We start from the raw sequence: 23,721 nt of genomic DNA, 5'->3' as shown, positions 1-23,721 counted from the left end.
TCGGGGCCGTAACGGCCCCGATTGTCACGGGAATTTTCCGGGGGCGATCTGGCCATAAAGCCGTCGACTACCCTGTGCTAATATCCTGCCCCTGTTCATTATTTCCATATGGGTTGCCCATGAAGTTGTCCATGCCGCGTTTCGATCAAGCCCCGGTTCTGGTGGTCGGCGATGTCATGCTCGACCGCTACTGGCATGGCGGTACTTCGCGTATCTCGCCTGAAGCGCCAGTGCCGGTGGTCAAGGTCGATCAGATCGAGGATCGCCCCGGCGGCGCGGCCAACGTTGCCTTGAACATCGCTGCGCTGGGCGCACCGGCGTCGCTGATCGGCGTTACCGGCCAGGACGAGGCCGCCGACAGCCTGGCCAACAGCCTGCAGGCTGCGGGGGTGCGGTCTGTGTTCCAGCGCATCGCGCACCAGCCGACCATCGTCAAGCTGCGGGTCATGAGCCGTCACCAGCAACTGCTGCGTATCGATTTCGAAGAGCCGTTTGCCACCGACCCGCTATCGCTGGGTGCCGAAGTCGACAGCCTGCTCGAAGGTGTCAAAGTGCTGGTCTTGTCGGACTACGGCAAGGGTGCTCTGAAGAACCACCAAAGCCTGATCCAGGCGGCACGGGCCAAGGGCATTCCGGTGCTGGCCGATCCCAAGGGCAAGGACTTTTCCATCTACCGTGGCGCTAGCCTGATTACCCCGAACCTCAGCGAGTTCGAAACCATCGTCGGCCGTTGCGCCGATGAGGCCGAACTGGTTGCCAAAGGCTTGCAGCTGCTGCAGGACCTGGACCTGGGGGCCGTGCTGGTAACCCGTGGCGAGCATGGCATGACCCTGCTGCGCGTTGGCCAGCCTGCGCTGCACCTGCCGGCGCGGGCGCGCGAGGTGTTCGATGTGACCGGTGCCGGCGATACCGTCATCTCCACCCTCGCCGCAGCCATTGCCGCGGGTGAGGACCTGCCCCATGCGGTGGCCCTGGCCAATCTGGCGGCAGGCATTGTGGTCGGCAAGCTGGGTACCGCTGCGATCAGCGCCCCCGAGCTGCGCCGCGCAATCCAGCGTGAGGAAGGCTCCGAGCGCGGCGTGCTGGGCCTGGAGCAATTGTTGTTGGCCATCGATGATGCGCGGGCGCACAACGAGAAGATCGTCTTCACCAATGGCTGCTTCGATATCCTGCATGCCGGGCATGTCACCTATCTGGAGCAGGCGCGCGCCCAGGGCGATCGCCTGATCGTCGCGGTCAACGACGACGCCTCGGTCAGCCGCTTGAAAGGGCCGGGCCGGCCGATCAACAGCGTCGACCGGCGTATGGCCGTACTGGCCGGGCTGGGCGCGGTGGACTGGGTAATCAGCTTCCCGGAAGGCACCCCGGAAAACCTGCTGAGCCAGGTCAAGCCGGATGTGCTGGTCAAGGGGGGCGATTATGGCATCGACCAAGTGGTAGGCGCTGATATCGTCAAGGCCTATGGCGGCACCGTGAAGGTGCTGGGCCTGGTCGAGAACAGCTCGACTACCGCGATTGTCGAGAAGATTCGCAAGAACTGATACAGCCAGGGCCTCTTTGCGGCCCAATCGCCGCCAAGCCAGCTCCCACACGCACAGCGCAGGCCTTGAGTCCTGCACAGGCCTTGTGGGAGCTGGCGTGCCGGCGATTGGCTGCGCAGCAGCCCCAGGGACTCACTTGTGAAGTGAGGTGCGGGCGCGCTCCAGCAGCGCCCGGGCCTTGTCGCCAAACCGCTGCAGGTGCGACGCCCGCGCCGGCTTGCTCTCCACCAACCCCTGCTGTTTGACCCAGTCCTTCCAACGCACCCGCTCCTCCGTCACCACCCAGCCTTCCTGCCGGGCAAAACTCTCGGCCAGATACAGCCCGCGTGTGCTCGCCGGCACCAGCTCATCTTTTTTCAGCGTATACAGCTCCGCCACTGGCTGGCCGTCCTTCAACGGCATCAGATACAGGTCTGGCCGCTTGCGGTTGAGGCGGGCTTCCAGTTGGTCACCCTCCAGTCGCTCGTCGACATGGAACAAGCTGAGCTTTTTGGCTTCCCGAGGCACCTGCAGACGCATGTCGTAGATCAGCTGGAGCGACGCGGTGGGCAAGTGCACGTAGGCCCGTGGCCGCTCCATTAGCATCAGCTTGCTGCAGTGCACGGGGCGGGCGGCACCGGACTGTGGGGTAAGCACGAAATGTGGCGTTTCGCGGTAGTGCAGGGCGGCGGCGTAGGGCACGGGCAGCCAGGTGTCGTTGAAACGCCCGCCCAGCCAGCCTTCCGGGGTTTCCAGCAGGCATTCCTCGGCCACTTCCTGAACCGCCGTGTGCAGCGGGAGGTTCAGTTCCTGCGCCGGCACATAGCCAGAAATCAGTTTCAACACCACATCGCCCCGGTCTTGCCGACGCTGACGTACCAACACCCAGTAATCACGGTTTTGCCAATGCAGGGTAAGCCGCACCGACACACCCAGATTGGCGAGTTCGACCACGAAGCGCTGTGTGTCGGGCAGCTGAATGGCCTTGCGCCGCTGCTGGGTCTGGGCAAAGTTAAGCGGCATGCCGATGCTCTGATAGGTCAGGCCTTCGGGCGTTGCCTCGACATGCAGTGGTAGTGTCTTGAAGTTGCTCGGGTTTTTGCGGATCAACGTTCGCGCCACGAGGCTCCTCCTTGCGTCGGGTCGTACCTCTGGCCCTTGGGCCAGGGGTAACTCAGTGCTGGCCCAGGATACGGGCGACGGTGGCCACGTTGTGGGCCAGGTGCAGCGGATTGATGGTGCCGACGATAGCACTGCTGACACCCGGGTGGGCGAACAGCAGCTCGAAGCTTGCCTGCACCGGGTCAACGCCCGGGGCCAGGCAGATATGCCCGCTGGCCAGGGCCTTCTTTACCAGGATGGCCTTGCCGTGTTCGGCAGCGTAGTCCAGCACCGGGCGTTCTGCCTGTTCGTTGAGGTTATAGGTGACCATGGCACAGTCGCCTTGCTCCAGCGCTTTCAGGCCGCCTGCCACGGTCTTGCCGGACAGGCCAAAGCCGAGGATCTTGCCCTCTTGCTTGAGCTCCGCCAGGGTCTGGTAGACCTCCTGCTGTTCGAGGATGGCCAGGTCGTTGCCGTCGGAATGCACCAGCACCAGTTCGATGCGGTCGGTTTCCAGGCGGCGCAGGCTGCGCTCCACCGAACGGCGGGTGTGGGCCGCACTGAAGTCGAAGTGCGACAGGCCGTTGTCGAATTCTTCGCCGACTTTGCTGACGATTACCCATTCATCGCGCTGGCCGCGCAGCAGCGGGCCCAGGCGTTCTTCGCTGCGGCCATAGGCGGGGGCGGTGTCGATCAGGTTGATGCCCAATTCGCGGGCCTGTGCCAGCAGCATGCGGGCTTCGTCATCGCCGGGGATGGTGAAGCCGGTGGGGTATTTCACGCCCTGATCTCGGCCAAGCTTGACTGTGCCCAGGCCTAAGGGGGACACCTTGAAGCCGGTGCTGCCCAGGGGGCGGTGGAAATCGTGCAACGTAGGCAGGGTCATGGCAGCAGTTGCTCCCAGGCGGGTACACCCAGCGGTGGACGTGGCAGGCCGGCCAGGTCGGCTTGTGCCTGTGGGCGGATGCCGTCGCGCTCCAGGTTGGCGATTACCCGGTCGCTGAAGTCGGGTGCTAGAGCCAGCTTGGTCGGCCAGCCCACCATCAAGCGTTGCTGGTCCGCGAGGAATGCGTTGTCCGGGCGTACCAGGCCCGATTGTGCGGGTTCTGCACGGTCGACTCGCAGGGTGGCCCAGCGCACCTGGCTCTGGTCGACCCAGGGCAGCAGGTTGGCGATTTCCTTCTGCGCCGCAGCAATCTGAGCGGCAGGTTCGCGCGCCACGCCTTCGGCTTCGGCCAAGTCACCACCGAGGTACCACACCCACTGGCCATCGGCCGCCGGGTGGGTGGTCACCGTCACGCGCGGCTTGGGCCCGCCACCGAGGCAGTGGGCGTACAAGGGTTTGAGGTTCGGTCCCTTGGCCATGACCATGTGCAGCGGGCGGGTTTGCATGGCTGGTTGGTCCAGGCCCAGCGCCTGCAGCAAACCTTCGGTGCCGGCACCGGCGCTTGATACGATGCGCTGGGCACGGATTTCCCGGTCGTCCACGCGCAGGCCGACCAGCGCATCACCTTCACGCAACGGTTCGATGTGTTCACCTGCCAGCAGGGAGTCGCCGGCCAGCTCGGCCAGGTTGGCCAGCAGGCTCGGGACATCGATTACCAGTTCCGCCAGGCGATAGACCTTGCCTTTGAACGCGCGGTCCTGCAATGCGGGCGGCAGATGCTCACCTTTAACCTGGTCGACCCGGCCGCGCACGGCCTTGCTGGCGAAGAAGCTGGTGAGGTTCCCGGCCAAGGTCCCCGGCGACCACAGGTAGTGGGCATCGGATAGCAGACGGGTACGCCCCAGGTCGAGTTCGCCGTCGCCAGCCAGGGCCTCGCGCCAGCGCCGTGGCATGTCGGCGATGGCTTCCGAAGCGCCGGTCAGGGCGCCGTGCAGGGCGTACTTGGTGCCGCCGTGAATAATGCCCTGAGACTTGATGGTCTGCTCGCCGCCGAGGCTGGCGCGTTCCACCAGCACGGTCGAGTAGCCCAGGCGGCGCAGCCGGGCATTGAGCCACAAGCCAGCGACCCCGGCGCCGACGATCAGCACGTCAGTGGAAATGGCGGTTGGCATGGATTACCTCCAAGGTTGGACAGCTGGGCAGTATACAAGCTACGCGCATTCCCTGTGCACCGCAGCAGCAACTCGCTATCTCACTAAAGGTTTGGACGTAATTTAAAAAGCGGCGTTGTCTTGGTGTGGCCAGTCGGGCTGCCTGAAGTTTACCGACCTGTTGGGTTTTATACGCAAGGGCAACTGTTATTTTTGCCAGTTTCGACTTGGCGGCGCTGTCGATACGCTGGTCTCTCTTGTGGGTGCCATCACGGTGGCACAGAGAGGCGGTCAACAATGCAAGGGGTATGGCTATGAGCAAAATTGTACATTACACGGATTTCGCGCTTCTGCCGGGTGAACAGAAAGAGCGTGAACGCTTGAATGGCTGGCGTCTTTATAACCAGCACGCGGGCGTGAGCTTCCGAAAGCATCCGAAGGAAGAAAATAAATGTGTACTTTACAATAACAGCAACTCGGGGGCGGACCTGCGCCCAGGCATCATTATGTATAAGGTCATTTCAGGTTATGCGCCTGGCACCAAGGTGAAGTTCTTGATGGTGGCAAGTTACGCCAGTAACAACAATCCCCCACGGTTGTCCGTACGTTACGGAACGAAAATTGTTGTGCCCGAACGTCAGTTAACAGCCGACTTTGTCGAATACGGTGGGGAGTTTGTTGTTGAGGATGAGGGGGTAATCCTTGCTATCGAAAACGCAGTCGCTGAAAGTGCGGGAAACGATTTTTATATGTCACAACTGAATATCTCGGTCAATGAAAAGGGAATCAACGGCTAGGTAAACAAGTCACAACCCAACATGCTCAGTGGTTTCTTCCTGTTGCCGATAGGCGTTAGTGCACTGTCGGCACCAGGATGACTCATGTTCAATGTCCCGTCGTTTTGGAAAACAGCTGGATCACCACCACACCGCCCACGATCATTGCCATTCCCAGCATCGCCGGGAAATCCAGCTTCTGCCCGTATATCACCAGCGCCGCCACGCTGATCAGCACTATCCCCAGCCCCGACCAGATGGCATAGGCGATGCCCACCGGAATGCTGCGTACCACCAGCGTCAGCATCCAGAACGCGATGCCGTAACCCACCACCATCAAAAGCAAAGGCAACGGCGTGCTCAGGCCTTTGACCGCTTTCATGGAGGCAGTGGCGACGACTTCGGCGCAGATGGCGATAGCGAGATAGGTATAGGCGTTCATGATGCGTTTCTCCGGTGACTGGTCGAGCATTCTAGACGCGCCCTGGATGCGGTAAAGTCATTACCTATCAGAAATGGAGATAGGTTAATGGCAGAGCGCTGGGACCTGGAACAACTGCGCCTGTTTGCACGGGTTGCCGAGCTGCGTTCGTTCTCCGCCGTTGCGCGCGAGCAGCGTAAGGCGCAATCGGCCGTAAGCAATGCCATCGCGCTGCTGGAAACCGACCTTGGCGTCACCTTGTTCGAGCGCAGCAGCGGCCGCCAGCCCAGGCTGACCGAAAACGGTACGGCCTTGCTGGAAGATGCCCGTGAACTGTTGCGTCAGTGCGAACGCCTGGATGGCCGGGCGCTCGCGCTGATGCGTGGCCAGGAAGCCCTGCTGCGGGTTGCCCAGGACGAAGCCATGCCGTATCAGCCGGTGATCGACAGCCTCGACGAACTGGCCAGCCGCTACCCGTTTCTGGAGGTGCAACTGGCCAGCGGTGCCCAGGGCGATGTAGCGCGTAAGCTGGTGGAGCGGCGCGCCGATCTGGGCCTGTTCTTCCTCCACGAGAGCATCCCGGCATCGCTGGAGCGGCGGGCGCTGGGCAGTGTGGAGATGGTTACGGTGTGCGCGGTCGGCCACCCGCTGGCGGGCGAAGGCCGGGTCACCCGGCAACAACTCGCACGCCACCGGCAGTTACTGATCACCCCACAGCAAAGCGGTTATCCCGGCGGCGAGGCGATCAGCCCTCAGGTATGGCGCGCCGACAGCTTCTACGCCATGGCCGAACTCCTGATGCGCGGCCTGGGCTGGGCATGGTTACCACGGCATGTGGTGCAGTATCCGACCTACCAAGCGCATATGGTTGAACTGGACAGCGATTGGCGGCCTCCGGCCTTGGTGGCCGAGCTGGCCTGGCGCCGCGATGAACCCTTGGGCCCGGCCGCGCAGTGGCTGGCAGAGCGCTTTGCAGTGCACCTGCGCGCGATCGGGTAAACTTCGCCGCCATGAACAGAACACTCTATACCTTGCTGTTTCACCTGGGCCTGCCGCTGGTTGCGCTGCGCCTGTACCTGCGCGCGCGCAAGGCGCCAGCCTATGGGCAGCGTATCGGCGAGCGTTTTGCGCTCAACCTGCCCCTTATGCACCAGGGCGGGATCTGGGTGCACGCGGTGTCGGTAGGCGAGAGCATTGCTGCAGCGCCCATGGTTCGCGCCTTGCTCAAGGCTTATCCCGAACTACCGATCACGCTGACCTGCATGACGCCGACCGGTTCCGAGCGTATTCGCGCCATGTTCGCCGACGAACCGCGCGTGCAGCATTGCTACCTGCCCTACGACCTGCCGTGGGCTGCGGGGCGTTTTCTCGACCATGTCCAGCCGAAGCTGGGCATCATCATGGAAACCGAACTGTGGCCCAACCACATTCACCAGTGTGCCAAACGCGGGATTCCGGTGGCGCTGGCCAATGCACGATTGTCCGAGCGCTCGGCACGCGGCTACGGGCGCTTTGCCAGGCTGACCCGGCCGATGCTGGCCGAGATGAGTCTGATTGCCGTGCAGACTGAAACCGAGGCTCAGCGCTTCCGTGATCTGGGCGCACGCCCTGAATGCGTAAAAGTCACCGGCTCGATCAAGTTCGACCTGAAGATCGATGAGCAACTGCTACCGCGTGCCAAGGCATTGCGTGAGCAGTGGGGGGCCGAGCAGCGCCCGGTGTGGATTGCCGCCAGTACCCATGACGGTGAAGATGCGCTGATTCTGCAGGCTCATCGGCAGTTGTTGCAGGTGCATGGCGATGCCTTGCTGATCCTCGTGCCGCGTCACCCTGAGCGGTTTGCTGCGGTGCATGCGCTGTGCAGCGAGCAATTCGCCACCGTGCGCCGTTCTTCTGCAGCGCCGGTCGATGCCCAGACCCGCGTGTTGCTGGGCGATACCATGGGGGAGTTGCTGTTCCTCTATGCGTTGGCCGATATCGCCTTTGTCGGCGGTAGCCTGGTGCCGACGGGAGGGCACAACCCGCTGGAGCCTGCGGCGCTGGCCTTGCCGGTGCTCATGGGGCCACATGTGTTCAACTTCCTCGAAATCAGCGCGATGTTGCGTGAAGCGGGGGCGTTGCAGCAGGTGGACGATGCCGACGGGCTGGCCGGTGCGGTGCGGCGGCTGGTCGAGTTGCCGCAGGATGCGCAGCGCATGGGCGAGGCGGGCAGGGCGGTGATGCGGGCCAATCAGGGCGCGTTGCAGCGCTTGCTCGATGGCCTGGATGCGCTTGTCCGCTGACGTTTGCTTTGGTTGTCCTGGCCTCATCGCCGGCAAGCCAGCCCCCACAGGTACTGCACAGGGTTTGAGGCCAGTGAGGAACCTGTGGGAGCTGGCTTGCCGGCGATGAGGCCATCAAAAGCAACCCGGTCTGTGAGAAATACGCCCCTATTTCAAGGGCGACGCTCAAAGTTCTTGGCCGCTGCCGCAGCCAGGTCTGGCGGCAGGAAGTCCTTGTCCGGGTTGTAGTCCGGTTTCAGGTAGCGCTTGAGGTCTTGCAGGTCTTGCGGGCTCAGGGTGCCGGCCGCCTGCTTCAGGCTCAGGTTGTCGAGGATGTAGTCATAGCGGCTGTTGTTGTAATCCCTCACCGAGGTGTACAGCTGGCGTTGGGCATCGAGCACATCGACGATGTTGCGGGTACCTACCTGGTAGCCGATTTCAGTGGCTTCCAGCGCGCTCTGGTTGGAGATGATCGACTGCTTGCGCGCCTGTACCTGTTCTACATCGGTGTTCACCGCGCGGTGCAGGTTGCGGGTGTTTTCTACCACCTGGCGGCGCAGGCTTTCACGCTGCTGTTCGCTCTGGCTCAGGCGTTGGTATGCCTCGCGTACCTGCGAGCTGGTCAGGCCTCCGCTGTAGATCGGGATGTTCAGTTGCAGGCCAACGCTGGTCTGTTCGACATCGCCGCTGTAGCGCACGCCCAGTTGCGAAGGGTTGGTAAAGCCGAGGCTGTCGTTGTCACCTTTCTGGTACTTGGCCACGGCATCCAGGGTCGGCGCATGGCCGGCCTTGCGCTGGCGCAGGGTCTCTTCAGCAGCAGAAACCGCATAGTTGGTGGCCAGCAGGTTGAGGTTCTGGCGGCCGGCGGTTTCGACCCAAGCCTTGGCGTCGTTTGGCGTGGGGACCTGCACGGGCAGGGTATGCACCACGCCTTGAATCGAGGTGTATTCACGGTTGGTCAGAGTGACCAGCGCTTCAAAGGCATCCTGCACCTGGCGCTCGGCGATGATCCGGTTGGCCCGCGCCGTGTCGTAGCTGGCCTGGGATTGCAGCACGTCGGTCTTGTCCGACAGGCCCACATCGAAGCGTTCGTTGGACTGGTCCAGCTGGCGCTTGAACGCGGCTTCCTCAGCCTTGGTCGCGGCCAGGTTGTCCTGCGCGCGCAGCACGGCGAAGTAGTTTTGCGCGGTTTGCAGGATCAGGTTCTGTTCAGTGGCCGACAGCTCCAGCGCTGCCTGTTCGTTGACCGCTTCGGCGGCCTGCAGCTGGAACCAGCGATCAGCGCGGAAGATTGGCTGGGCCAGGGTTGCGCTCCATGAATTGCCGCTGCGGTTGGAGGTGATGGAGGGCTCGTCCAGCTTGGTGCGGGTGTTCATCATTTCGGCATCGGCCGACAGGTTCGGCAGCAACCCGGCGCGGGCCTGCGGTACTACTTCGCGGCGGGCGCCATAATCGGCGCGTGCTGCTGCCAGGTCGGCGTTGTTGTCTACCGCTTCCTGATAAACGCTGACCAGGTCGGTTTTAACTGTCGGGAGCATATCCGCTGCCCAGACCATTCCGTTGGACGCACAAGACACGGCTATCGCCAGTGAGAGTTTGCGCAGCATAGAGGCAATCCTTGTACGAAATTTAATTACTGAACTGTTGAGTATCGAGCGATGGGCCAGTGTAGTGCCATGCGCACCCGGCAACAATCGCTCGGTGTGCCTTTCATCATCCGCGCATTTACCCGCTTGGCTTTGCCGACCACTCCAGTCTAGACTGCGCATGTTCTTGTCGGGGTGCCTTGAAGCAAAGGCTGAGATCGCAGAGGTGCGGATCCCGTTGAACCTGATCAGGTTAGCGCCTGCGTAGGGAACAAGATTGCTCGCCTTCCCGGGGAGCCTCTTGTGCCAGGTCCGGGAATGTCGCAGCTGCATGCAGCTTCAGGCACCCCCTATCCGGCACTGCACGCCTTCATGGGTGCGTCCGCGTTTTTCAGGTTCTCCCCGACATTCCACTGCTAGGAAGCCGTCTGGAGAGCCTGTGATGACCAAACAAGAAAAAGCGATCAACCTCAGCGAATCGGCACAAGTCGATCAGCAGTCCGTGCAACCGTTCCCGCGCTCGCGCAAAATCTATGTCGAAGGCTCGCGGCCGGACATTCGCGTGCCCATGCGTGAAATCAGCCTGGACGATACCCCGACCGATTTCGGTGGCGAGACCAACGCGCCGGTACTGGTCTACGACACGTCGGGCCCGTACACCGACCCCAACGTCATCATCGACGTGCGCAAGGGCCTGGCCGACGTGCGTTCGGCGTGGATCGAGGCCCGCGGCGACACCGAGCGCCTGGGCGGGCTCAGCTCCGACTTTGGCCAGCAGCGCCTGAACGACGCCGAACTGGCCAAGTTGCGTTTCGCCCACGTGCGCAACCCGCGCCGTGCCAAGGCCGGCGCCAACGTCTCGCAGATGCACTATGCCCGCCAAGGCATCATCACCGCCGAGATGGAATATGTAGCCATCCGCGAAAACATGAAGCTGCAAGAAGCCCGCGCCGCTGGCCTGCTGAACGAGCAGCACGCCGGCCACAGCTTCGGTGCCAACATCCCGAAAGAAATCACCCCCGAATTCGTCCGCCAGGAAATCGCCCGCGGGCGCGCGATCATCCCGGCCAACATCAACCACCCGGAGGTGGAGCCGATGATCATCGGCCGCAACTTCCTGGTGAAGATCAACGGCAACATCGGCAACAGTGCCCTCGGGTCCTCGATCGAGGAAGAAGTGGCCAAGCTGACCTGGGGCATTCGCTGGGGTTCGGACACGGTCATGGACCTGTCCACCGGCAAGCACATTCACGAAACCCGTGAGTGGATCATTCGCAACTCGCCGGTGCCAATCGGTACCGTGCCGATCTACCAAGCCCTGGAGAAGGTCAATGGCGTGGCCGAGGACCTGACTTGGGAACTGTTCCGCGACACCCTGATCGAGCAGGCCGAGCAGGGCGTGGACTACTTCACCATCCACGCGGGTGTGCTGCTGCGCTATGTGCCGCTGACCGCCAAGCGCGTCACCGGTATCGTCAGCCGCGGTGGCTCGATCATGGCCAAGTGGTGCCTGGCGCACCACAAGGAAAACTTCCTCTACACGCACTTCGACGAAATCTGCGAAATCATGAAGGCCTACGACGTCAGCTTCTCGCTGGGTGATGGCCTGCGCCCTGGCTCGATCGCCGATGCCAACGACGCCGCGCAGTTCGGTGAACTGGAAACCCTCGGCGAGCTGACCAAAATCGCCTGGAAGCACGACGTGCAGTGCATGATCGAAGGCCCTGGCCACGTACCGATGCAGCTGATCAAGGAGAACATGGACAAGCAGCTGGAGTGCTGCGACGAGGCGCCGTTCTACACCCTCGGCCCACTGACCACCGACATTGCCCCGGGCTACGACCACATCACCTCGGGCATCGGTGCGGCGATGATCGGCTGGTTCGGTTGCGCCATGCTCTGCTACGTCACGCCCAAGGAACACCTGGGCCTGCCGAACAAGGATGACGTCAAGACGGGCATCATCACCTACAAGATCGCCGCGCACGCCGCCGACCTTGCCAAGGGCCACCCCGGCGCGCAGATTCGCGACAACGCCCTGTCCAAGGCGCGTTTCGAGTTCCGTTGGGAGGACCAGTTCAACCTGGGTCTGGACCCGGACACTGCCCGTGCCTTCCACGACGAGACCCTGCCGAAGGAATCGGCCAAGGTGGCGCACTTTTGCTCGATGTGCGGGCCAAAGTTCTGCTCGATGAAAATCACCCAGGAAGTGCGTGAATACGCCGCCAAGATCGAGGCCGTGGATGTAACGGTCGAGCAAGGTATGCGCGAGCAGGCCGAGCGTTTCCGCCAGGAAGGCAGCCAGCTGTACCACAAAGTGTAAGAACGTCATTTCCCTTTGTGGGAGCGGGCCTGCCCCGCGAAAGCGTCAGCTGCGCCAACGCGTTCGGCAGGCCAGACGCCTTCGCGGGGCAAGCCCGCTCCCACAATGGCTCGGCGAAGCCCCATCCATTCCTCTGGCGAACATGACAATGACCACCCCCAGCCAATTCTCCCCCGACCACCCGGTCCCCACCCACCAGCGCATCTTCGGCGCCCGCGACCTGTTCTCGCTGTGGTTCTCCCTCGGCATCGGCCTGATGGTGCTGCAAGTCGGCGCCATGCTCGCCCCAGGCCTTGGCCTTGCCAGCGCGGTGCTGGCCATCGCCCTGGGCACCGGCGTGGGTGTGCTGTTGCTGGGCGCCGCCGGTGTCATCGGCAGCGACACCGGCCTTTCTGCCATGGGCACCCTGAAACTCAGCCTGGGCAGCCATGGCGCGCGCTTGCCGGCTGTGCTCAACCTGCTGCAACTGGTAGGTTGGGGCGCATTTGAGATCATTGTCATGCGCGATGCCGCCAGCCTGCTGGGCGCGCGGGCGTTCGGCGAAGGCAGTGCCTGGAACAGCCCGATGCTCTGGACCCTGTGTTTCGGCGCTCTGGCCACCCTGCTGGCCGTCAGCGGGCCGCTGGCCTTCGTGCGCAAGGTGCTGCGCGCCTGGGGTATCTGGGTGTTGCTGGGCGCCTGTCTGTGGCTGACCTGGAACCTGTTCGCCAAGGCCGACCTGGCTGAACTGTGGGGCCGCGCCGGTGACGGGTCGATGTCGCTGGCCGTGGGCTTTGACATCGTCATCGCCATGCCGCTGTCCTGGTTGCCGCTGATCGCCGACTACTCGCGCTTCGCCCGCAACGGCAAGCACGTGTTCGGCGGCACGGTACTTGGCTATTTCATCGGCAACACCTGGCTGATGAGCCTGGGCGTGGCCTACACCCTGGCCTTTGCCGCCAGTGGCGAAGTCAATGCCTTGCTGCTGGCCCTGGCGGGCGCAGGCATGGGTATTCCGCTGCTGCTCATTCTGCTGGACGAGTCGGAAAAGGCCTTTGCCGACATCCACTCGGCGGCTGTTTCCACCGGCGTGCTCGTACCTGTGAAGGTTGAGCACCTGGCGCTGGGCATTGGCGTACTGTGCACCCTGATCGCCCTGCTGGCCCCGCTGGCCCAGTACGAAAACTTCCTGCTGCTGATTGGTTCGGTGTTCGCGCCGCTGTTTGGCGTGGTGCTGATGGACCACTACGTGATCCGTCGTCGTCGCCTGCCGGCGCAGGTGGGTGGCTTGCACTGGCAGGCACTGGTGGCCTGGTTTGCGGGGGTGGCGGCCTATCACCTGATTGCCGCCAACGCTCCAGAGCTGGGGGCTACCCTGCCAGCACTGTTACTGGCAGGTGTGCTGCACGGGCTGCTGAGCTTCAGCCGCGGCCGGGAAACAGTTCAGGCTTGAGTACGCCATTCAGGCGCGGGTAGGGGATCTTCAGTTCCACGTGGCCCATGGAATAGGGCGCGATGGCGTAGACCTCGTACTTGACCACTACCGCGCCGTACGTCAGGGCGATGTGCGGCGACTTCTTGAACGGCCAGGTCTTGACGAACTCGGCGTCCTTGTCCATGCCCACGCTCATCAGCCAGGCCCGGTGCGACTCCTCGACGGTTTTCCAGAAGGTCTCCTCCTGGCCTGGCACCAGCATGTCCTGCAGGGTCAGCACCTTGTCCAGCTTGCGCGAGTAGTTGATGAAGCCGCGCCCGGGCATGCCATGCGCGCCACCACTGTCCAGGTAGCTGGACAATTCGATGATCACCAGCCCGTCATGCTGCTCGCGTACCTTGGCTTGCAAATAACTGCTGTTACGTTTGTCGGCACTGGCCAGGTATTGCTGTTCGTAGGCCTGCAAGGTGCTGGGCGCGGTGCCATGCTGATTGTCTTCGGTCAGTTGCAGCAGGCGCTTTTCGACAATGCCGTCGAGCGCGGGCAGGGCGGGGAAGTGGACCGTGTCGATGTTCACCAGCGGGCAGTCGCTTTCGCTGCAGCCGGGTTTGACATGCTCCCAGGCGTCGCGCTTGACCTCGAGCGGGGCCCGGTAGTTGGGCGTGAACAGGCTCTGGCAGGCGCCCAGAGCCAGTGCCAGCACAGCCACGGAAGTCAGTTTGACAAGTGTCATGGTGATCCTTGCAGAACAGGGAAAGTCGGCCTTTGACCGTCTGCGCGGCCTTCAGTTCGCCACTAAGCTAACAGAGTGAAGACGCGCTGTCCCGAGTGTGCGAACGGTTGCCGGAAAGGGGTGAAACGGGCAAGCGTGCAGAGTAGGATGGCGCGATGCGGTAATTGAGGTAACGAGGATTTCCATGTCAGACACGTTGAATTCGGTGCCCAAGGCGGTCGAGATCGTCAAGCGGGACAATTGCTTCCAGGGCTTCTACAAGCTCGACAAGGTGCACCTGCGCCACGAGCTGTTTGCCGGTGGCATGGGCCGCGAGATCAGCCGCGAACTGTTTGTGCGCCACGATGCAGTGTGTGTGCTGCCTTACGACCCGTTGCGTGATGAAGTGGTGCTGATCGAGCAGTTCCGCGTCGGCGCACTGGACAAGGTCGGTAACCCCTGGCTGATCGAGATGGTTGCCGGGCTGATCGACAAGGATGAAGAACCCGAGGAAGTCGCCCATCGCGAAGCCGAGGAAGAGGCTGGCCTGACGTTCAGTGCCTTGTGGCCGATGACCCGCTACTTCCCGTCGCCCGGCGGCAGTGACGAATACGTTCACCTGTTCCTTGGCCGTTGCAGCAGCGAAGGCGCGGGAGGGCTGCATGGTCTGGAAGAAGAGGGCGAAGACATCCGCGTGCGCGTGTGGTCGTTCGAGGATGCCTTGCAGGCGGTACGCGATGGGCGCATCTGCAACGCGGCGACTATTATCGGCTTGCAATGGCTGGCGCTGAACCGTGACGAAGTACGAGGTATGTGGAAGTGAACCTGCTGCGCGAGCGCTATCGAGTCGACCTGGTCGGGCTGCAGGCCGCCTGCGAGGCCAACTACGCCCGGCTGATGCGCCTGTTGCCCGACATGCGCACCACCCAGAGCTCGCGCCGCATCGGCATGACCCAGGGCGACCAGATGCTCGGCGTGCTGGTGCTGGACGTGGTGCTGGCCTGCCCGTACACCACCACCTTGCATGTGCGTCAGGAGCACAGCCTGCCGTGGCTGCCGGTGCCGCACCTGGAAGTGCAGGTGTACCACGATGCACGCATGGCCGAAGTGGTCAGCGCCGAACACACCCGGCGCCTGCGCAGTATCTACCCGTATCCGAACGAGGCCATGCACCAGCCGGACGAAAAGGCCCAGCTCAACCTGTTCCTGGGTGAATGGCTGAGCCACTGCCTGGCCTGCGGCCACGAACTGGCAAGCGTTCGCTGACATGCATCCAGACCAGACGCGCCCTGTACATGTGCTGCAACTGACCGACGCCCATCTTTTCGCCGATCCGGCCGGCAGCATGCTGGGGCTCAATACCCGTGACAGCCTGCGCCATGTGGTGGCCCAGGTGCGGCGCGAGCAACCGCTTGTCGACCTGCTGTTGTGTACAGGTGATCTGTCCCAGGACGCTAGCGTTGCCTCTTATGAGGCGTTCCGGGAGCTGACGGCGCCGTTAGCCGTGCCCACCCGCTGGTTGCCGGGTAACCACGACGAGGCCCGGATAATGGCTGAAGTGGCCCCGGAGCTGGTGCAAGCGGTAACTGATGTTGGGGCCTGGCGTATTGTCATGCTCAACACTGCGGTGCAGGGGGCGACACACGGTCTGCTGGAGAGCGACCAGCTGGCGGTGCTGGAGGCCGCCTTGAACGAGGCGGGCGAGCGGCATTGCCTGGTGTGCTTCCACCATCAGCCGGTAGACATCGGCTGCGCCTGGATCGCGCCGATCGGCTTGCGCAATGCCCAGGCTCTGTTCGATATCGTCGAGGCTTATCCACAGGTGCGGGCGTTGCTGTGGGGGCATGTGCATCAGGAATGGGATGAGGTGCGCGACGGGCGGCGCCTGCTGGCCACGCCTTCAACCTGTATTCAGTTCGCGGCGCGCAGCGAAGACTTCAAGGTGAGCGAGGAGCAGCCCGGGTACCGCTGGTTGCGCCTGCACGCCGACGGGCGGCTGGAAACCGGGGTGGAGCGGGCCACGGATTTTGCGGTGAAACTCGACTTTGATAGCCCGGGGTATTGAGGATCTTGGGGCTGCTGCGCAGCCCATTCGCGGCACAAGGCCGCTCCCACAGGAGACCGGGAATCCCTGTGGGAGCGGCCTTGTGCCGCGAATGGGCGCAGAGCGCCCCCGGTACTTTCAAGTCTGTTGAAGAATTTGTTGCTAAAACCACGGTGCGGCGCCAAAACCCGGCGAACGCGCTACACTGCGCGTCCCTGCGCCCACATCATCAGGCGCGAAGCCACAGATTTCGGGGGCAGCATGTCGGGTTCCATCCTCTATATCCATGGCTTCAACAGCTCGCCGCTGTCGACCAAGGCGCGCCAGCTCGACGCCGTGATGCAGCAACTGGGCCTGTCGGCCCAGCTACGTGTGCCCGCCTTGCATCACCACCCGCGGCAGGCCATCGCCCAGCTTGAAGCGGCCATCGCCGAACTGGGTGCGCCACTGCTGGTGGGCAGTTCGCTCGGCGGCTACTATGCCACCCATCTGGCCGAGCGCCATGGCCTCAAGGCCCTGCTGGTCAACCCTGCGGTAACGCCGCACAAGCATTTCGACGGGTACCTGGGCACTCAGCGCAATCACTACAGCGGTGAAACCTGGGAGCTGACCCACGATCACGTACAGGCCCTGGCCGAGCTGGAAGTGCCGGCCCCGGTGGATGCCGGCCGCTATCAAGTGTGGCTGCAGACCGCCGATGAGACCCTGGACTATCGCCATGCCGAGCGTTATTACCGTGCATGCGCCCTGCGTATCCAGGCCGGTGGCGATCACAGCTTCCAGGGCTTTGCCGAGCGCCTGCCGGCTCTGCTGGCGTTTGCCGGCATTGCTCGCGGGCACTACGCGGCGCTCGATTTTTCTGTATTTTGACCTTTTTGCATTCACCAGACTGACGACGAGACCCTATGGCCAATCCCAGCGCTAGCGCCTATAACGCAGACGCCATCGAAGTCCTCTCGGGCCTTGACCCGGTCCGCAAGCGGCCGGGCATGTACACCGATACCAGCCGCCCCAACCACCTGGCCCAGGAAGTCATCGACAACAGTGTTGACGAAGCCCTGGCTGGCCACGCCCGTTCTGTGCAGGTCATCCTGCATGCCGACCATTCGCTGGAGGTCAGCGACGATGGCCGCGGCATGCCGGTGGACATCCACCCGGAAGAGGGCGTGTCCGGTGTCGAGCTGATCCTTACCAAGCTGCATGCCGGCGGCAAGTTCTCCAACAAGAACTACCAGTTCTCCGGGGGTTTGCACGGTGTGGGTATCTCGGTGGTCAACGCCCTGTCGACCCAGGTACGTGTGCGCGTCAAGCGCGACGGCAACGAATACCAGATGACCTTCGCCGATGGCTTCAAGGCCAGCGAGCTGGAAGTGGTCGGCTCGGTCGGCAAGCGCAACACCGGTACCAGCGTCTACTTCAGTCCAGACCCGAAGTACTTCGACTCACCCAAGTTCTCCATCAGCCGCCTCAAGCATGTGCTCAAGGCCAAGGCCGTGCTGTGCCCGGGGCTGCTGGTAAGCTTTGAAGACAAAGCCAGCGGCGAGAAGGTCGAGTGGCACTATGAAGACGGCCTGCGTTCTTACCTGGTCGATGCGGTCAGCGAGTTCCAGCGCCTGCCTGACGAGCCGTTCTGCGGCAGCCTGGCGGGCAACAAGGAAGCCGCAGACTGGGCGTTGCTGTGGTTGCCAGAAGGCGGCGACAGCGTCCAGGAAAGCTACGTCAACCTGATCCCCACTGCGCAGGGCGGCACCCATGTCAACGGCCTGCGTCAGGGCCTGCTGGATGCCATGCGCGAGTTCTGCGAGTTCCGCAATCTGCTGCCGCGTGGGGTGAAGCTGGCGCCGGAGGACGTGTGGGAGCGCATCTCTTTCGTGCTCTCGATGAAAATGCAGGAGCCGCAGTTCTCCGGGCAGACCAAAGAGCGCCTGTCGTCGCGCGAGGCGGCTGCCTTTGTCTCCGGCGTGGTCAAGGACGCCTTCAGCCTGTGGCTCAACGCCCACCCCGAGCTGGGCATGCAACTGGCAGAACTGGCCATCAGCAACGCCGGGCGCCGCCTGAAGGCCAGCAAGAAGGTCGAGCGCAAGCGCATCACCCAGGGCCCGGCTTTGCCGGGCAAGCTGGCCGATTGCGCCGGCCAGGACCCGATGCGTGCCGAACTGTTCCTGGTCGAGGGTGACTCGGCGGGTGGCTCGGCCAAGCAGGCACGGGACAAGGAATACCAGGCGATCCTGCCGCTGCGCGGCAAGATCCTCAACACCTGGGAAGTGGACGGTGGCGAAGTTCTGGCCAGCCAGGAAGTGCACAACATCGCCGTGGCCATCGGTGTTGACCCGGGTGCCACAGACCTGGCGCAACTGCGTTACGGCAAAGTCTGCATCCTCGCCGACGCCGACTCTGACGGCCTGCACATCGCCACGCTGCTGTGTGCGCTGTTCGTCCAGCACTTCCGTGCGCTGGTGGAGGCGGGGCATGTGTACGTGGCCATGCCACCGCTGTATCGCATCGACCTGGGCAAGGAAATCTACTACGCCCTCGACGAAGCCGAGCGTGACGGCATCCTCGACCGCCTGGTGGCCGAGAAGAAGCGCGGTAAACCGCAGGTTACCCGCTTCAAGGGCCTGGGTGAGATGAACCCGCCGCAACTGCGTGAAACCACCATGGACCCGAACACCCGGCGCCTGGTGCAGCTGACCCTGGATGACGTCGAGGCCACCTGCGAGCTGATGGACAAGCTGCTAGCCAAGAAGCGCGCAGGTGACCGCAAGAGCTGGCTGGAAACCAAAGGCAACCTGGCCGAGGTCATGGTTTGATTCGGCACGTTCTTGCCGTTTGCGTTGCGTTGGTTGCCTTGCCTGCCCTGGCGGGTAACTGGCCCGAGCTGAAGCTCACTGCCGAGTACCCGATTGACGGCATGCGCGGTGGCAACTTGTCCGGCCTGGCGCAATGCCGGGGCGGGCTGTGGGGCGTGTCCGACCGCGACGACGACCGCATCTACCGCTTCGACCAGCAGAACCCGACGTGGCGCGCGCAACCGCTAACCTTTACCCCGCCATCGCCTCCGGAAAGCGGCCTGCCATGGGGCCTGAAATCGCGTAATTGGGCGGCCTCGTACATTCGCGGGGGCGAGCTGGATTTCGAAGGTATCACCTGTGACCAGGCGGGTAACCTGTACCTGGCCAGTGAAGCCCATGCCGCCGTATTGCAGTTACCGGTACAAGGCGAGCCGGACTGGTTGAAGATCGACCCGGCCATGGTGCGCCAGGCCCGCGCCAGCGGCATGCTGCTGAACTTCAATGCCTTGTTCGAAGGCCTGGCGATCAACCCGGCGGGCGACCGCCTGTGGCTGGCCGCCGAACGCGAGCGCCGTGGCCTGGTGGCCATCGAGCGCCAGCAATCGGTGTGGACCTGCGGACGCAGCTGTGTGCTGCTGAGCGAGGCCGGAGTCGAGATGCAGCCTGCACAAATGCCCAATGCCAGGGCGCTGTCGCGCGATTTTGCCGACCTGGCCTGGTTCGAGGGCAAGCTCTTCACCCTCGAACGCAATGCTTACCGGGTCTGCCGGCGTGATACCGACAGCGGTCAGGTCGAGCGCTGCTGGTCGTTTGCGGCCGACGCCCTGGCCGAGGCGCGCCGATACCCGCAACCATTCGGCCTGGCCGAAGCCCTTGTGATTGATGCCAAGGGCGCATGGATCGGCCTGGACAACAACAACGGCGCCCGGGCCGATGGCGAGACGCGCCCGATTGTCTGGCGCTTCGCTGCACCGGAAGGTGGCTGGAGCGCCAAACCATGAGCCAGGCGCCGGGCAAGCGGGCGGGCAGGGTACTGATGATCGTCGCCTGGGCGGCGGCACTGTTCCTCGCCACGCGTTTTTTCGGCCAGTGGGAAGACAGCCAGCGCAACCCTAATGCCCAGGTGCAGTCCGAGCACGGCGAAGGCTTTGTCGAAGTGCGCCTGCTGGGCAACGGCCAGGGCCACTTCATGGTGGATGGCGCGATCAACGGCCAGGCGGTGCATTTCATGCTCGACACCGGTGCCACCGATGTGGCGATCCCCGAGGCGCTGGCCCGTGACCTGAACCTTGAGCGCGGCAGCCCGGTGTTGCTCAGCACCGCCAATGGCCGCACCGAAGGCTACCGCACACGCCTGGTCAGCCTGCAACTGGGCGATATCCGCCTGCAGGATGTGCGCGCCATCGTGGTGCCGGGGCTGGACGGGCAAACCGTACTGCTGGGCATGAGTGCCCTGAAACAACTTGAATTTACCCAGCGCGGCGGCACCATGCTGCTACGCCAGAACCTGAAATGACGAGGCCCGCATGAGCGACTCACTGGAACTCAGCCTGGACGGTGTCGAACGCCGCTCGCTGGCTGACTTCACCGAACAGGCCTACCTCAACTATTCCATGTACGTGATCATGGACCGCGCCTTGCCGCACATCGGCGATGGCCTGAAGCCGGTGCAGCGACGCATCGTCTATGCCATGAGCGAGTTGGGGCTCGATGCCGATGCCAAGCACAAGAAGTCGGCGCGCACCGTCGGTGACGTGCTCGGCAAGTTCCACCCCCACGGCGACTTGGCCTGCTACGAGGCCATGGTGCTGATGGCGCAACCGTTCAGCTACCGCTACACCCTGGTCGACGGCCAGGGTAACTGGGGTGCGCCGGACGATCCGAAATCGTTCGCCGCCATGCGTTATACCGAGGCGCGGTTGTCACGCTACGCCGAAGTGCTGCTCAGCGAAGTTGGCCAAGGCACCGTGGATTGGGTACCGAACTTTGACGGCACCCTGCAGGAGCCGGCCGTGCTGCCGGCGCGCCTGCCCAACATCCTGCTCAACGGTACCACCGGTATCGCCGTGGGCATGGCCACCGACGTGCCGCCGCACAACCTGCGTGAGGTGGCCAGCGCCTGCGTGCGCCTGCTCGACGAGCCCAAGGCCACCATCGAGCAGCTGTGCGAGCACATTCAGGGGCCGGACTACCCCACCGAGGCGGAAATCATCACGCCGCGGTCAGAAATCCTCAAGATGTACGAAAGCGGCCGCGGCTCGATCCGCATGCGTGCCGTTTACCGCGTCGAGGATGGCGATATCGTTGTGACTGCACTGCCACACCAGGTCTCCGGGGCCAAGGTGCTGGAGCAGATCGCCGCACAGATGCAGGCCAAGAAACTGCCGATGGTGGCGGACCTGCGTGACGAATCCGACCACGAGAACCCGTGCCGCATCGTCATCATCCCGCGCTCCAACCGTGTGGATGCCGACGAACTGATGCAGCACCTGTTCGCCACCACCGACCTGGAGAGCAGCTACCGGGTCAACGTCAATATCATTGGCCTGGACGGCCGCCCGCAGTTGAAGAACCTGCGTGCAATATTGGTGGAATGGCTGGAGTTCCGCACCAACACTGTTCGCCGGCGGCTGCAGCATCGCCTGGACAAGGTGGAAAGGCGCCTGCACCTGTTGGACGGTTTGCTCACCGCATTCCTCAACCTGGATGAAGTGATTCACATCATTCGTACCGAGGAGCACCCCAAGCAGGCGCTGATTGCCCGATTCGAGCTGAGCGAAATCCAGGCTGAGTACATCCTTGAGACCCGCCTGCGTCAGCTGGCGCGCCTGGAAGAGATGAAAATCCGCGGCGAGCAGGACGAACTGCTCAAGGAACAGGCCAAGCTGCAGGCGCTGCTGGGCAGCGAGGCCAAGCTGCGCAAGCTGGTGCGCAGCGAACTGATCAAGGATGCCGAAACCTACGGCGATGCGCGCCGTTCGCCCATCGTCGAGCGCGTCGAAGCCAAGGCCCTTTCGGAAAACGAACTGATGCCGACCGAGCCGGTCACCGTGGTGCTCTCGGAGAAGGGCTGGGTGCGTTGCGCCAAAGGCCACGACATCGACGCCACCGGCTTGTCGTACAAGGCCGGCGATGGCTTCAAGGCCGCTGCGGCCGGGCGTTCCAACCAGTTTGCCGTGCTCATCGACTCTACGGGCCGCAGCTACTCGGTGGCTGCTCACAGCTTGCCGTCGGCACGTGGTCAGGGCGAGCCGCTGACCGGCCGCCTGACGCCACCGCCAGGGGCCACCTTCGAGTGCGTGCTGTTGCCGGACGACGACGCGCTGTACGTGGTGGCCTCGGATGCGGGCTACGGCTTTGTGGTCAAGGGTGAAGACTTGCAGGCCAAGAACAAGGCCGGCAAGGGTTTGCTCAGCTTGCCCAACGGTGCCAAGGTCATGACCCCGCGCCCGGTGGCCAATCGCGAGCAGGACTGGCTGGCAGCCGTGACCACCGAAGGTCGCTTGCTGGTGTTCAAGGTCAGCGACTTGCCGCAGCTGGGCAAGGGCAAGGGCAACAAGATCATTGGCGTGCCGGGCGACCGGGTGGCCAGTCGTGAAGAATATGTCACCGATCTGGCCGTTATTGCCGAAGGTGCGACCCTTGTATTGCAAGCCGGCAAGCGTACCCTTTCTCTGAAAGCGGACGACCTGGAGCATTACAAGGGCGAGCGCGGACGGCGAGGCAGCAAGCTGCCACGCGGCTTCCAGCGCGTCGATGGGTTGCAGGTGGAAGTGCCGGCGTAACGTGCAGAAATGTCTGGAACGGCAATTTCAGCGCCGTTCCGGGCAGAAATGCTGGAGTCGGACGGTTATTTCGCGGATGATATGGCCCTTGCGGTGCCGACGTAGTCGTGTGCCCGTTTGAATCTATATGTATCACTGCGGTGGCCTATAGGCGACCGCCTGGATGGGATGATGAAACTTCTGCGCCTTCCATTTGCGCTGTTGATGACTGGCCTGCTGGGCCTTGGCGGGTGCACCATGCATCAGCCGGTTGCCTTGTACCAGCTCGACAGTGGTGATCCTGGCCAGCCTTCGCAGAGTGCAGGCATGGCCGTGGTGCTCGGCCCGGTATCGGTAGCCGATTACCTGCAGCGTGAGACGTTCCTGCAGCGTCAAGCCGATGGCAGCCTGAGCGCGGCGACTGACGGCCGTTGGGCGGGTAGCCTTTCGTCGGATATCGACCAGTTGCTGGTGCGTCAACTGGCCTGGCGCCTGGACAGCCAGCGCGTTGTGCTGGCGCCGGCGACCGCTGGCTTCAGCCCGGACGTGCAGGTACTGTTGTCGATCACGCGCCTGGACTCGGGCAAAAACCAGCCGGCCATCCTGGATGCCCAGTGGCGTCTGCTGGACCGCCGGGGCCATGTGCGTGACAACCGTATCGTTCACCTCGAGCAGCAGCATGAGGGTAGCGAGTCGTCGCAGGTACAGGCTCAGGGCCAACTGCTGCAGAAGCTGGCTGAACAGCTGAGCACCGCAGTCAAGCCGCTGGCCAACCAGCCGGCGATTGCCGAAGAAGCCCCGAAAAAGCCCGCTGCACCGGTGCAGGTGAAGAAGGGACCGGAGAAGTCCAAGATTCCGATGGCCTCGCCGATTCGCACCGACATGGAAGTTTATCGGTTCTGATCCAACAGCCATCCACAAAAAAGCCCGCATAGGTTGCGGGCTTTTTTGTATCTAAAGGATAGATGCG

21 protein-coding genes and 1 riboswitch are annotated in these 23,721 nt (G+C 63.2%); of the genes, 15 read left to right on the top strand and 6 right to left on the bottom strand.

The window, feature by feature from the left end:
* Positions 1–119 precede the first annotated feature (119 nt).
* Complete coding sequence (gene hldE / locus LU684_RS17465) at positions 120–1,541, top strand: bifunctional D-glycero-beta-D-manno-heptose-7-phosphate kinase/D-glycero-beta-D-manno-heptose 1-phosphate adenylyltransferase HldE (protein ID WP_016489480.1); 1,422 nt, start codon at positions 120–122, stop codon at positions 1,539–1,541.
* Between the two features lie 132 nt (positions 1,542–1,673).
* On the opposite strand, the gene LU684_RS17460 is transcribed toward hldE, so the two are convergent.
* Genes LU684_RS17460 through LU684_RS17450 form a run of 3 tightly spaced genes read right to left on the bottom strand, consistent with a single transcriptional unit; the run spans position 1,674 to position 4,679 of the window.
* A complete protein-coding gene (locus tag LU684_RS17460) occupies positions 1,674–2,642 on the bottom strand; it encodes a hypothetical protein (RefSeq protein WP_016489479.1) in 969 nt (322 codons plus the stop codon).
* Between the two features lie 52 nt (positions 2,643–2,694).
* Entirely contained in the window at positions 2,695–3,507 is an 813-nt protein-coding gene (locus LU684_RS17455; RefSeq protein WP_016489478.1) for an aldo/keto reductase, read from the bottom strand.
* Entirely contained in the window at positions 3,504–4,679 is a 1,176-nt protein-coding gene (locus LU684_RS17450) for an NAD(P)/FAD-dependent oxidoreductase (protein WP_023048667.1), read from the bottom strand. Before LU684_RS17450 ends, LU684_RS17455 begins: the two co-directional genes overlap by 4 nt.
* A 293-nt stretch (positions 4,680–4,972) precedes the next feature.
* Here LU684_RS17450 and LU684_RS17445 point away from each other — a divergent pair, with 293 nt between their 5' ends.
* Entirely contained in the window at positions 4,973–5,455 is a 483-nt protein-coding gene (locus LU684_RS17445) for a hypothetical protein (protein ID WP_145913610.1), read from the top strand.
* Positions 5,456–5,543: 88 nt separating this feature from the next.
* Here LU684_RS17445 and LU684_RS17440 read toward each other — a convergent pair whose 3' ends face one another.
* Positions 5,544–5,876, bottom strand: coding sequence for a DMT family transporter (locus LU684_RS17440; protein ID WP_060516868.1), 333 nt, complete (start codon positions 5,874–5,876; stop codon positions 5,544–5,546).
* An 87-nt stretch (positions 5,877–5,963) separates the two neighbouring features.
* Between LU684_RS17440 and LU684_RS17435 the strand changes: the two genes are divergently transcribed.
* Both LU684_RS17435 and waaA read left to right on the top strand, forming a co-directional pair.
* Positions 5,964–6,854 (top strand): LysR family transcriptional regulator, encoded by an 891-nt coding sequence (locus LU684_RS17435; protein WP_016489474.1) that lies wholly within the window; start codon positions 5,964–5,966, stop codon positions 6,852–6,854.
* A gap of 11 nt (positions 6,855–6,865) precedes the next feature.
* Positions 6,866–8,137: a lipid IV(A) 3-deoxy-D-manno-octulosonic acid transferase gene (waaA, locus tag LU684_RS17430; RefSeq protein ID WP_016489473.1), complete on the top strand. Its 1,272-nt coding sequence runs from the start codon at positions 6,866–6,868 to the stop codon at positions 8,135–8,137.
* A 152-nt stretch (positions 8,138–8,289) separates the two neighbouring features.
* On the opposite strand, the gene LU684_RS17425 is transcribed toward waaA, so the two are convergent.
* Positions 8,290–9,723: a TolC family outer membrane protein gene (locus LU684_RS17425; protein ID WP_016489472.1), complete on the bottom strand. Its 1,434-nt coding sequence runs from the start codon at positions 9,721–9,723 to the stop codon at positions 8,290–8,292.
* Positions 9,724–9,883: 160 nt separating this feature from the next.
* Positions 9,884–9,990, top strand: a riboswitch (TPP riboswitch).
* A 154-nt stretch (positions 9,991–10,144) separates the two neighbouring features.
* Between LU684_RS17425 and thiC the strand changes: the two genes are divergently transcribed.
* Positions 10,145–12,025 (top strand): phosphomethylpyrimidine synthase ThiC, encoded by a 1,881-nt coding sequence (gene thiC / locus LU684_RS17420; protein ID WP_016489471.1) that lies wholly within the window; start codon positions 10,145–10,147, stop codon positions 12,023–12,025.
* A gap of 148 nt (positions 12,026–12,173) precedes the next feature.
* The gene (gene cytX / locus LU684_RS17415; protein WP_016489470.1) at positions 12,174–13,457 is read left to right on the top strand and encodes a putative hydroxymethylpyrimidine transporter CytX; all 1,284 of its coding nucleotides are present in this window, start codon (positions 12,174–12,176) and stop codon (positions 13,455–13,457) included.
* On the opposite strand, the gene LU684_RS17410 is transcribed toward cytX, so the two are convergent.
* A complete protein-coding gene (locus LU684_RS17410) occupies positions 13,426–14,172 on the bottom strand; it encodes an RsiV family protein (RefSeq protein WP_016489469.1) in 747 nt (248 codons plus the stop codon). The two genes, cytX and LU684_RS17410, sit on opposite strands and share 32 nt — an antisense overlap.
* A gap of 184 nt (positions 14,173–14,356) precedes the next feature.
* Here LU684_RS17410 and LU684_RS17405 point away from each other — a divergent pair, with 184 nt between their 5' ends.
* The 9 genes from LU684_RS17405 to LU684_RS17365 all read left to right on the top strand — a co-directional run bounded on the left by LU684_RS17405 (position 14,357) and on the right by LU684_RS17365 (position 23,654).
* Entirely contained in the window at positions 14,357–14,974 is a 618-nt protein-coding gene (locus LU684_RS17405; protein ID WP_016489468.1) for an NUDIX domain-containing protein, read from the top strand.
* Positions 14,965–15,417, top strand: coding sequence for a DUF1249 domain-containing protein (locus LU684_RS17400; protein WP_016501905.1), 453 nt, complete (start codon positions 14,965–14,967; stop codon positions 15,415–15,417). The genes LU684_RS17405 and LU684_RS17400 overlap by 10 nt, the downstream gene beginning before the upstream one ends.
* Before the next feature lies 1 nt (position 15,418).
* The gene (gene cpdA / locus LU684_RS17395; RefSeq protein ID WP_232894854.1) at positions 15,419–16,216 is read left to right on the top strand and encodes a 3',5'-cyclic-AMP phosphodiesterase; all 798 of its coding nucleotides are present in this window, start codon (positions 15,419–15,421) and stop codon (positions 16,214–16,216) included.
* Positions 16,217–16,456: 240 nt separating this feature from the next.
* Positions 16,457–17,065 (top strand): YqiA/YcfP family alpha/beta fold hydrolase, encoded by a 609-nt coding sequence (locus LU684_RS17390; protein WP_016489466.1) that lies wholly within the window; start codon positions 16,457–16,459, stop codon positions 17,063–17,065.
* Between the two features lie 35 nt (positions 17,066–17,100).
* Positions 17,101–19,005 carry a DNA topoisomerase IV subunit B gene (gene parE, locus LU684_RS17385; RefSeq protein WP_016489465.1) on the top strand — a complete coding sequence of 635 codons (1,905 nt, stop codon included), beginning with the start codon at positions 17,101–17,103 and terminating at the stop codon, positions 19,003–19,005.
* On the top strand, positions 19,002–19,988 hold the full coding sequence (locus LU684_RS17380) for an esterase-like activity of phytase family protein (RefSeq protein WP_016489464.1): 987 nt from the start codon (positions 19,002–19,004) through the stop codon (positions 19,986–19,988). Before parE ends, LU684_RS17380 begins: the two co-directional genes overlap by 4 nt.
* Positions 19,985–20,503, top strand: coding sequence for a retropepsin-like aspartic protease family protein (locus LU684_RS17375; protein ID WP_060516852.1), 519 nt, complete (start codon positions 19,985–19,987; stop codon positions 20,501–20,503). Before LU684_RS17380 ends, LU684_RS17375 begins: the two co-directional genes overlap by 4 nt.
* Before the next feature lie 10 nt (positions 20,504–20,513).
* Positions 20,514–22,772 carry a DNA topoisomerase IV subunit A gene (gene parC, locus LU684_RS17370; protein ID WP_232894853.1) on the top strand — a complete coding sequence of 753 codons (2,259 nt, stop codon included), beginning with the start codon at positions 20,514–20,516 and terminating at the stop codon, positions 22,770–22,772.
* Positions 22,773–22,943: 171 nt separating this feature from the next.
* Positions 22,944–23,654, top strand: coding sequence for a PqiC family protein (locus tag LU684_RS17365; protein WP_016489461.1), 711 nt, complete (start codon positions 22,944–22,946; stop codon positions 23,652–23,654).
* Positions 23,655–23,721 lie beyond the last annotated feature (67 nt).

This window comes from Pseudomonas sp. NMI542_15, from assembly GCF_021283425.1.
In the GTDB taxonomy this organism is placed as follows: domain Bacteria; phylum Pseudomonadota; class Gammaproteobacteria; order Pseudomonadales; family Pseudomonadaceae; genus Aquipseudomonas; species Aquipseudomonas fortuita.
Note: the sequence above shows the minus strand (reverse complement) of the source record. Positions and strands in the feature narration are given on the sequence as shown.

Coding starts and splice junctions, on each gene's coding strand:
- hldE (WP_016489480.1), top strand. CDS start 120: ATGAAGTTGTCCATGCCGCGTTTCGATCAAGCCCCGGTTCTGGTGGTC.
- LU684_RS17455 (WP_016489478.1), bottom strand. CDS start 3,507: ATGACCCTGCCTACGTTGCACGATTTCCACCGCCCCCTGGGCAGCACC.
- LU684_RS17450 (WP_023048667.1), bottom strand. CDS start 4,679: ATGCCAACCGCCATTTCCACTGACGTGCTGATCGTCGGCGCCGGGGTC.
- LU684_RS17445 (WP_145913610.1), top strand. CDS start 4,973: ATGAGCAAAATTGTACATTACACGGATTTCGCGCTTCTGCCGGGTGAA.
- LU684_RS17440 (WP_060516868.1), bottom strand. CDS start 5,876: ATGAACGCCTATACCTATCTCGCTATCGCCATCTGCGCCGAAGTCGTC.
- LU684_RS17435 (WP_016489474.1), top strand. CDS start 5,964: ATGGCAGAGCGCTGGGACCTGGAACAACTGCGCCTGTTTGCACGGGTT.
- waaA (WP_016489473.1), top strand. CDS start 6,866: ATGAACAGAACACTCTATACCTTGCTGTTTCACCTGGGCCTGCCGCTG.
- LU684_RS17425 (WP_016489472.1), bottom strand. CDS start 9,723: ATGCTGCGCAAACTCTCACTGGCGATAGCCGTGTCTTGTGCGTCCAAC.
- thiC (WP_016489471.1), top strand. CDS start 10,145: ATGACCAAACAAGAAAAAGCGATCAACCTCAGCGAATCGGCACAAGTC.
- cytX (WP_016489470.1), top strand. CDS start 12,174: ATGACCACCCCCAGCCAATTCTCCCCCGACCACCCGGTCCCCACCCAC.
- LU684_RS17410 (WP_016489469.1), bottom strand. CDS start 14,172: ATGACACTTGTCAAACTGACTTCCGTGGCTGTGCTGGCACTGGCTCTG.
- LU684_RS17405 (WP_016489468.1), top strand. CDS start 14,357: ATGTCAGACACGTTGAATTCGGTGCCCAAGGCGGTCGAGATCGTCAAG.
- cpdA (WP_232894854.1), top strand. CDS start 15,419: ATGCATCCAGACCAGACGCGCCCTGTACATGTGCTGCAACTGACCGAC.
- LU684_RS17390 (WP_016489466.1), top strand. CDS start 16,457: ATGTCGGGTTCCATCCTCTATATCCATGGCTTCAACAGCTCGCCGCTG.
- parE (WP_016489465.1), top strand. CDS start 17,101: ATGGCCAATCCCAGCGCTAGCGCCTATAACGCAGACGCCATCGAAGTC.
- LU684_RS17375 (WP_060516852.1), top strand. CDS start 19,985: ATGAGCCAGGCGCCGGGCAAGCGGGCGGGCAGGGTACTGATGATCGTC.
- parC (WP_232894853.1), top strand. CDS start 20,514: ATGAGCGACTCACTGGAACTCAGCCTGGACGGTGTCGAACGCCGCTCG.
- LU684_RS17365 (WP_016489461.1), top strand. CDS start 22,944: ATGAAACTTCTGCGCCTTCCATTTGCGCTGTTGATGACTGGCCTGCTG.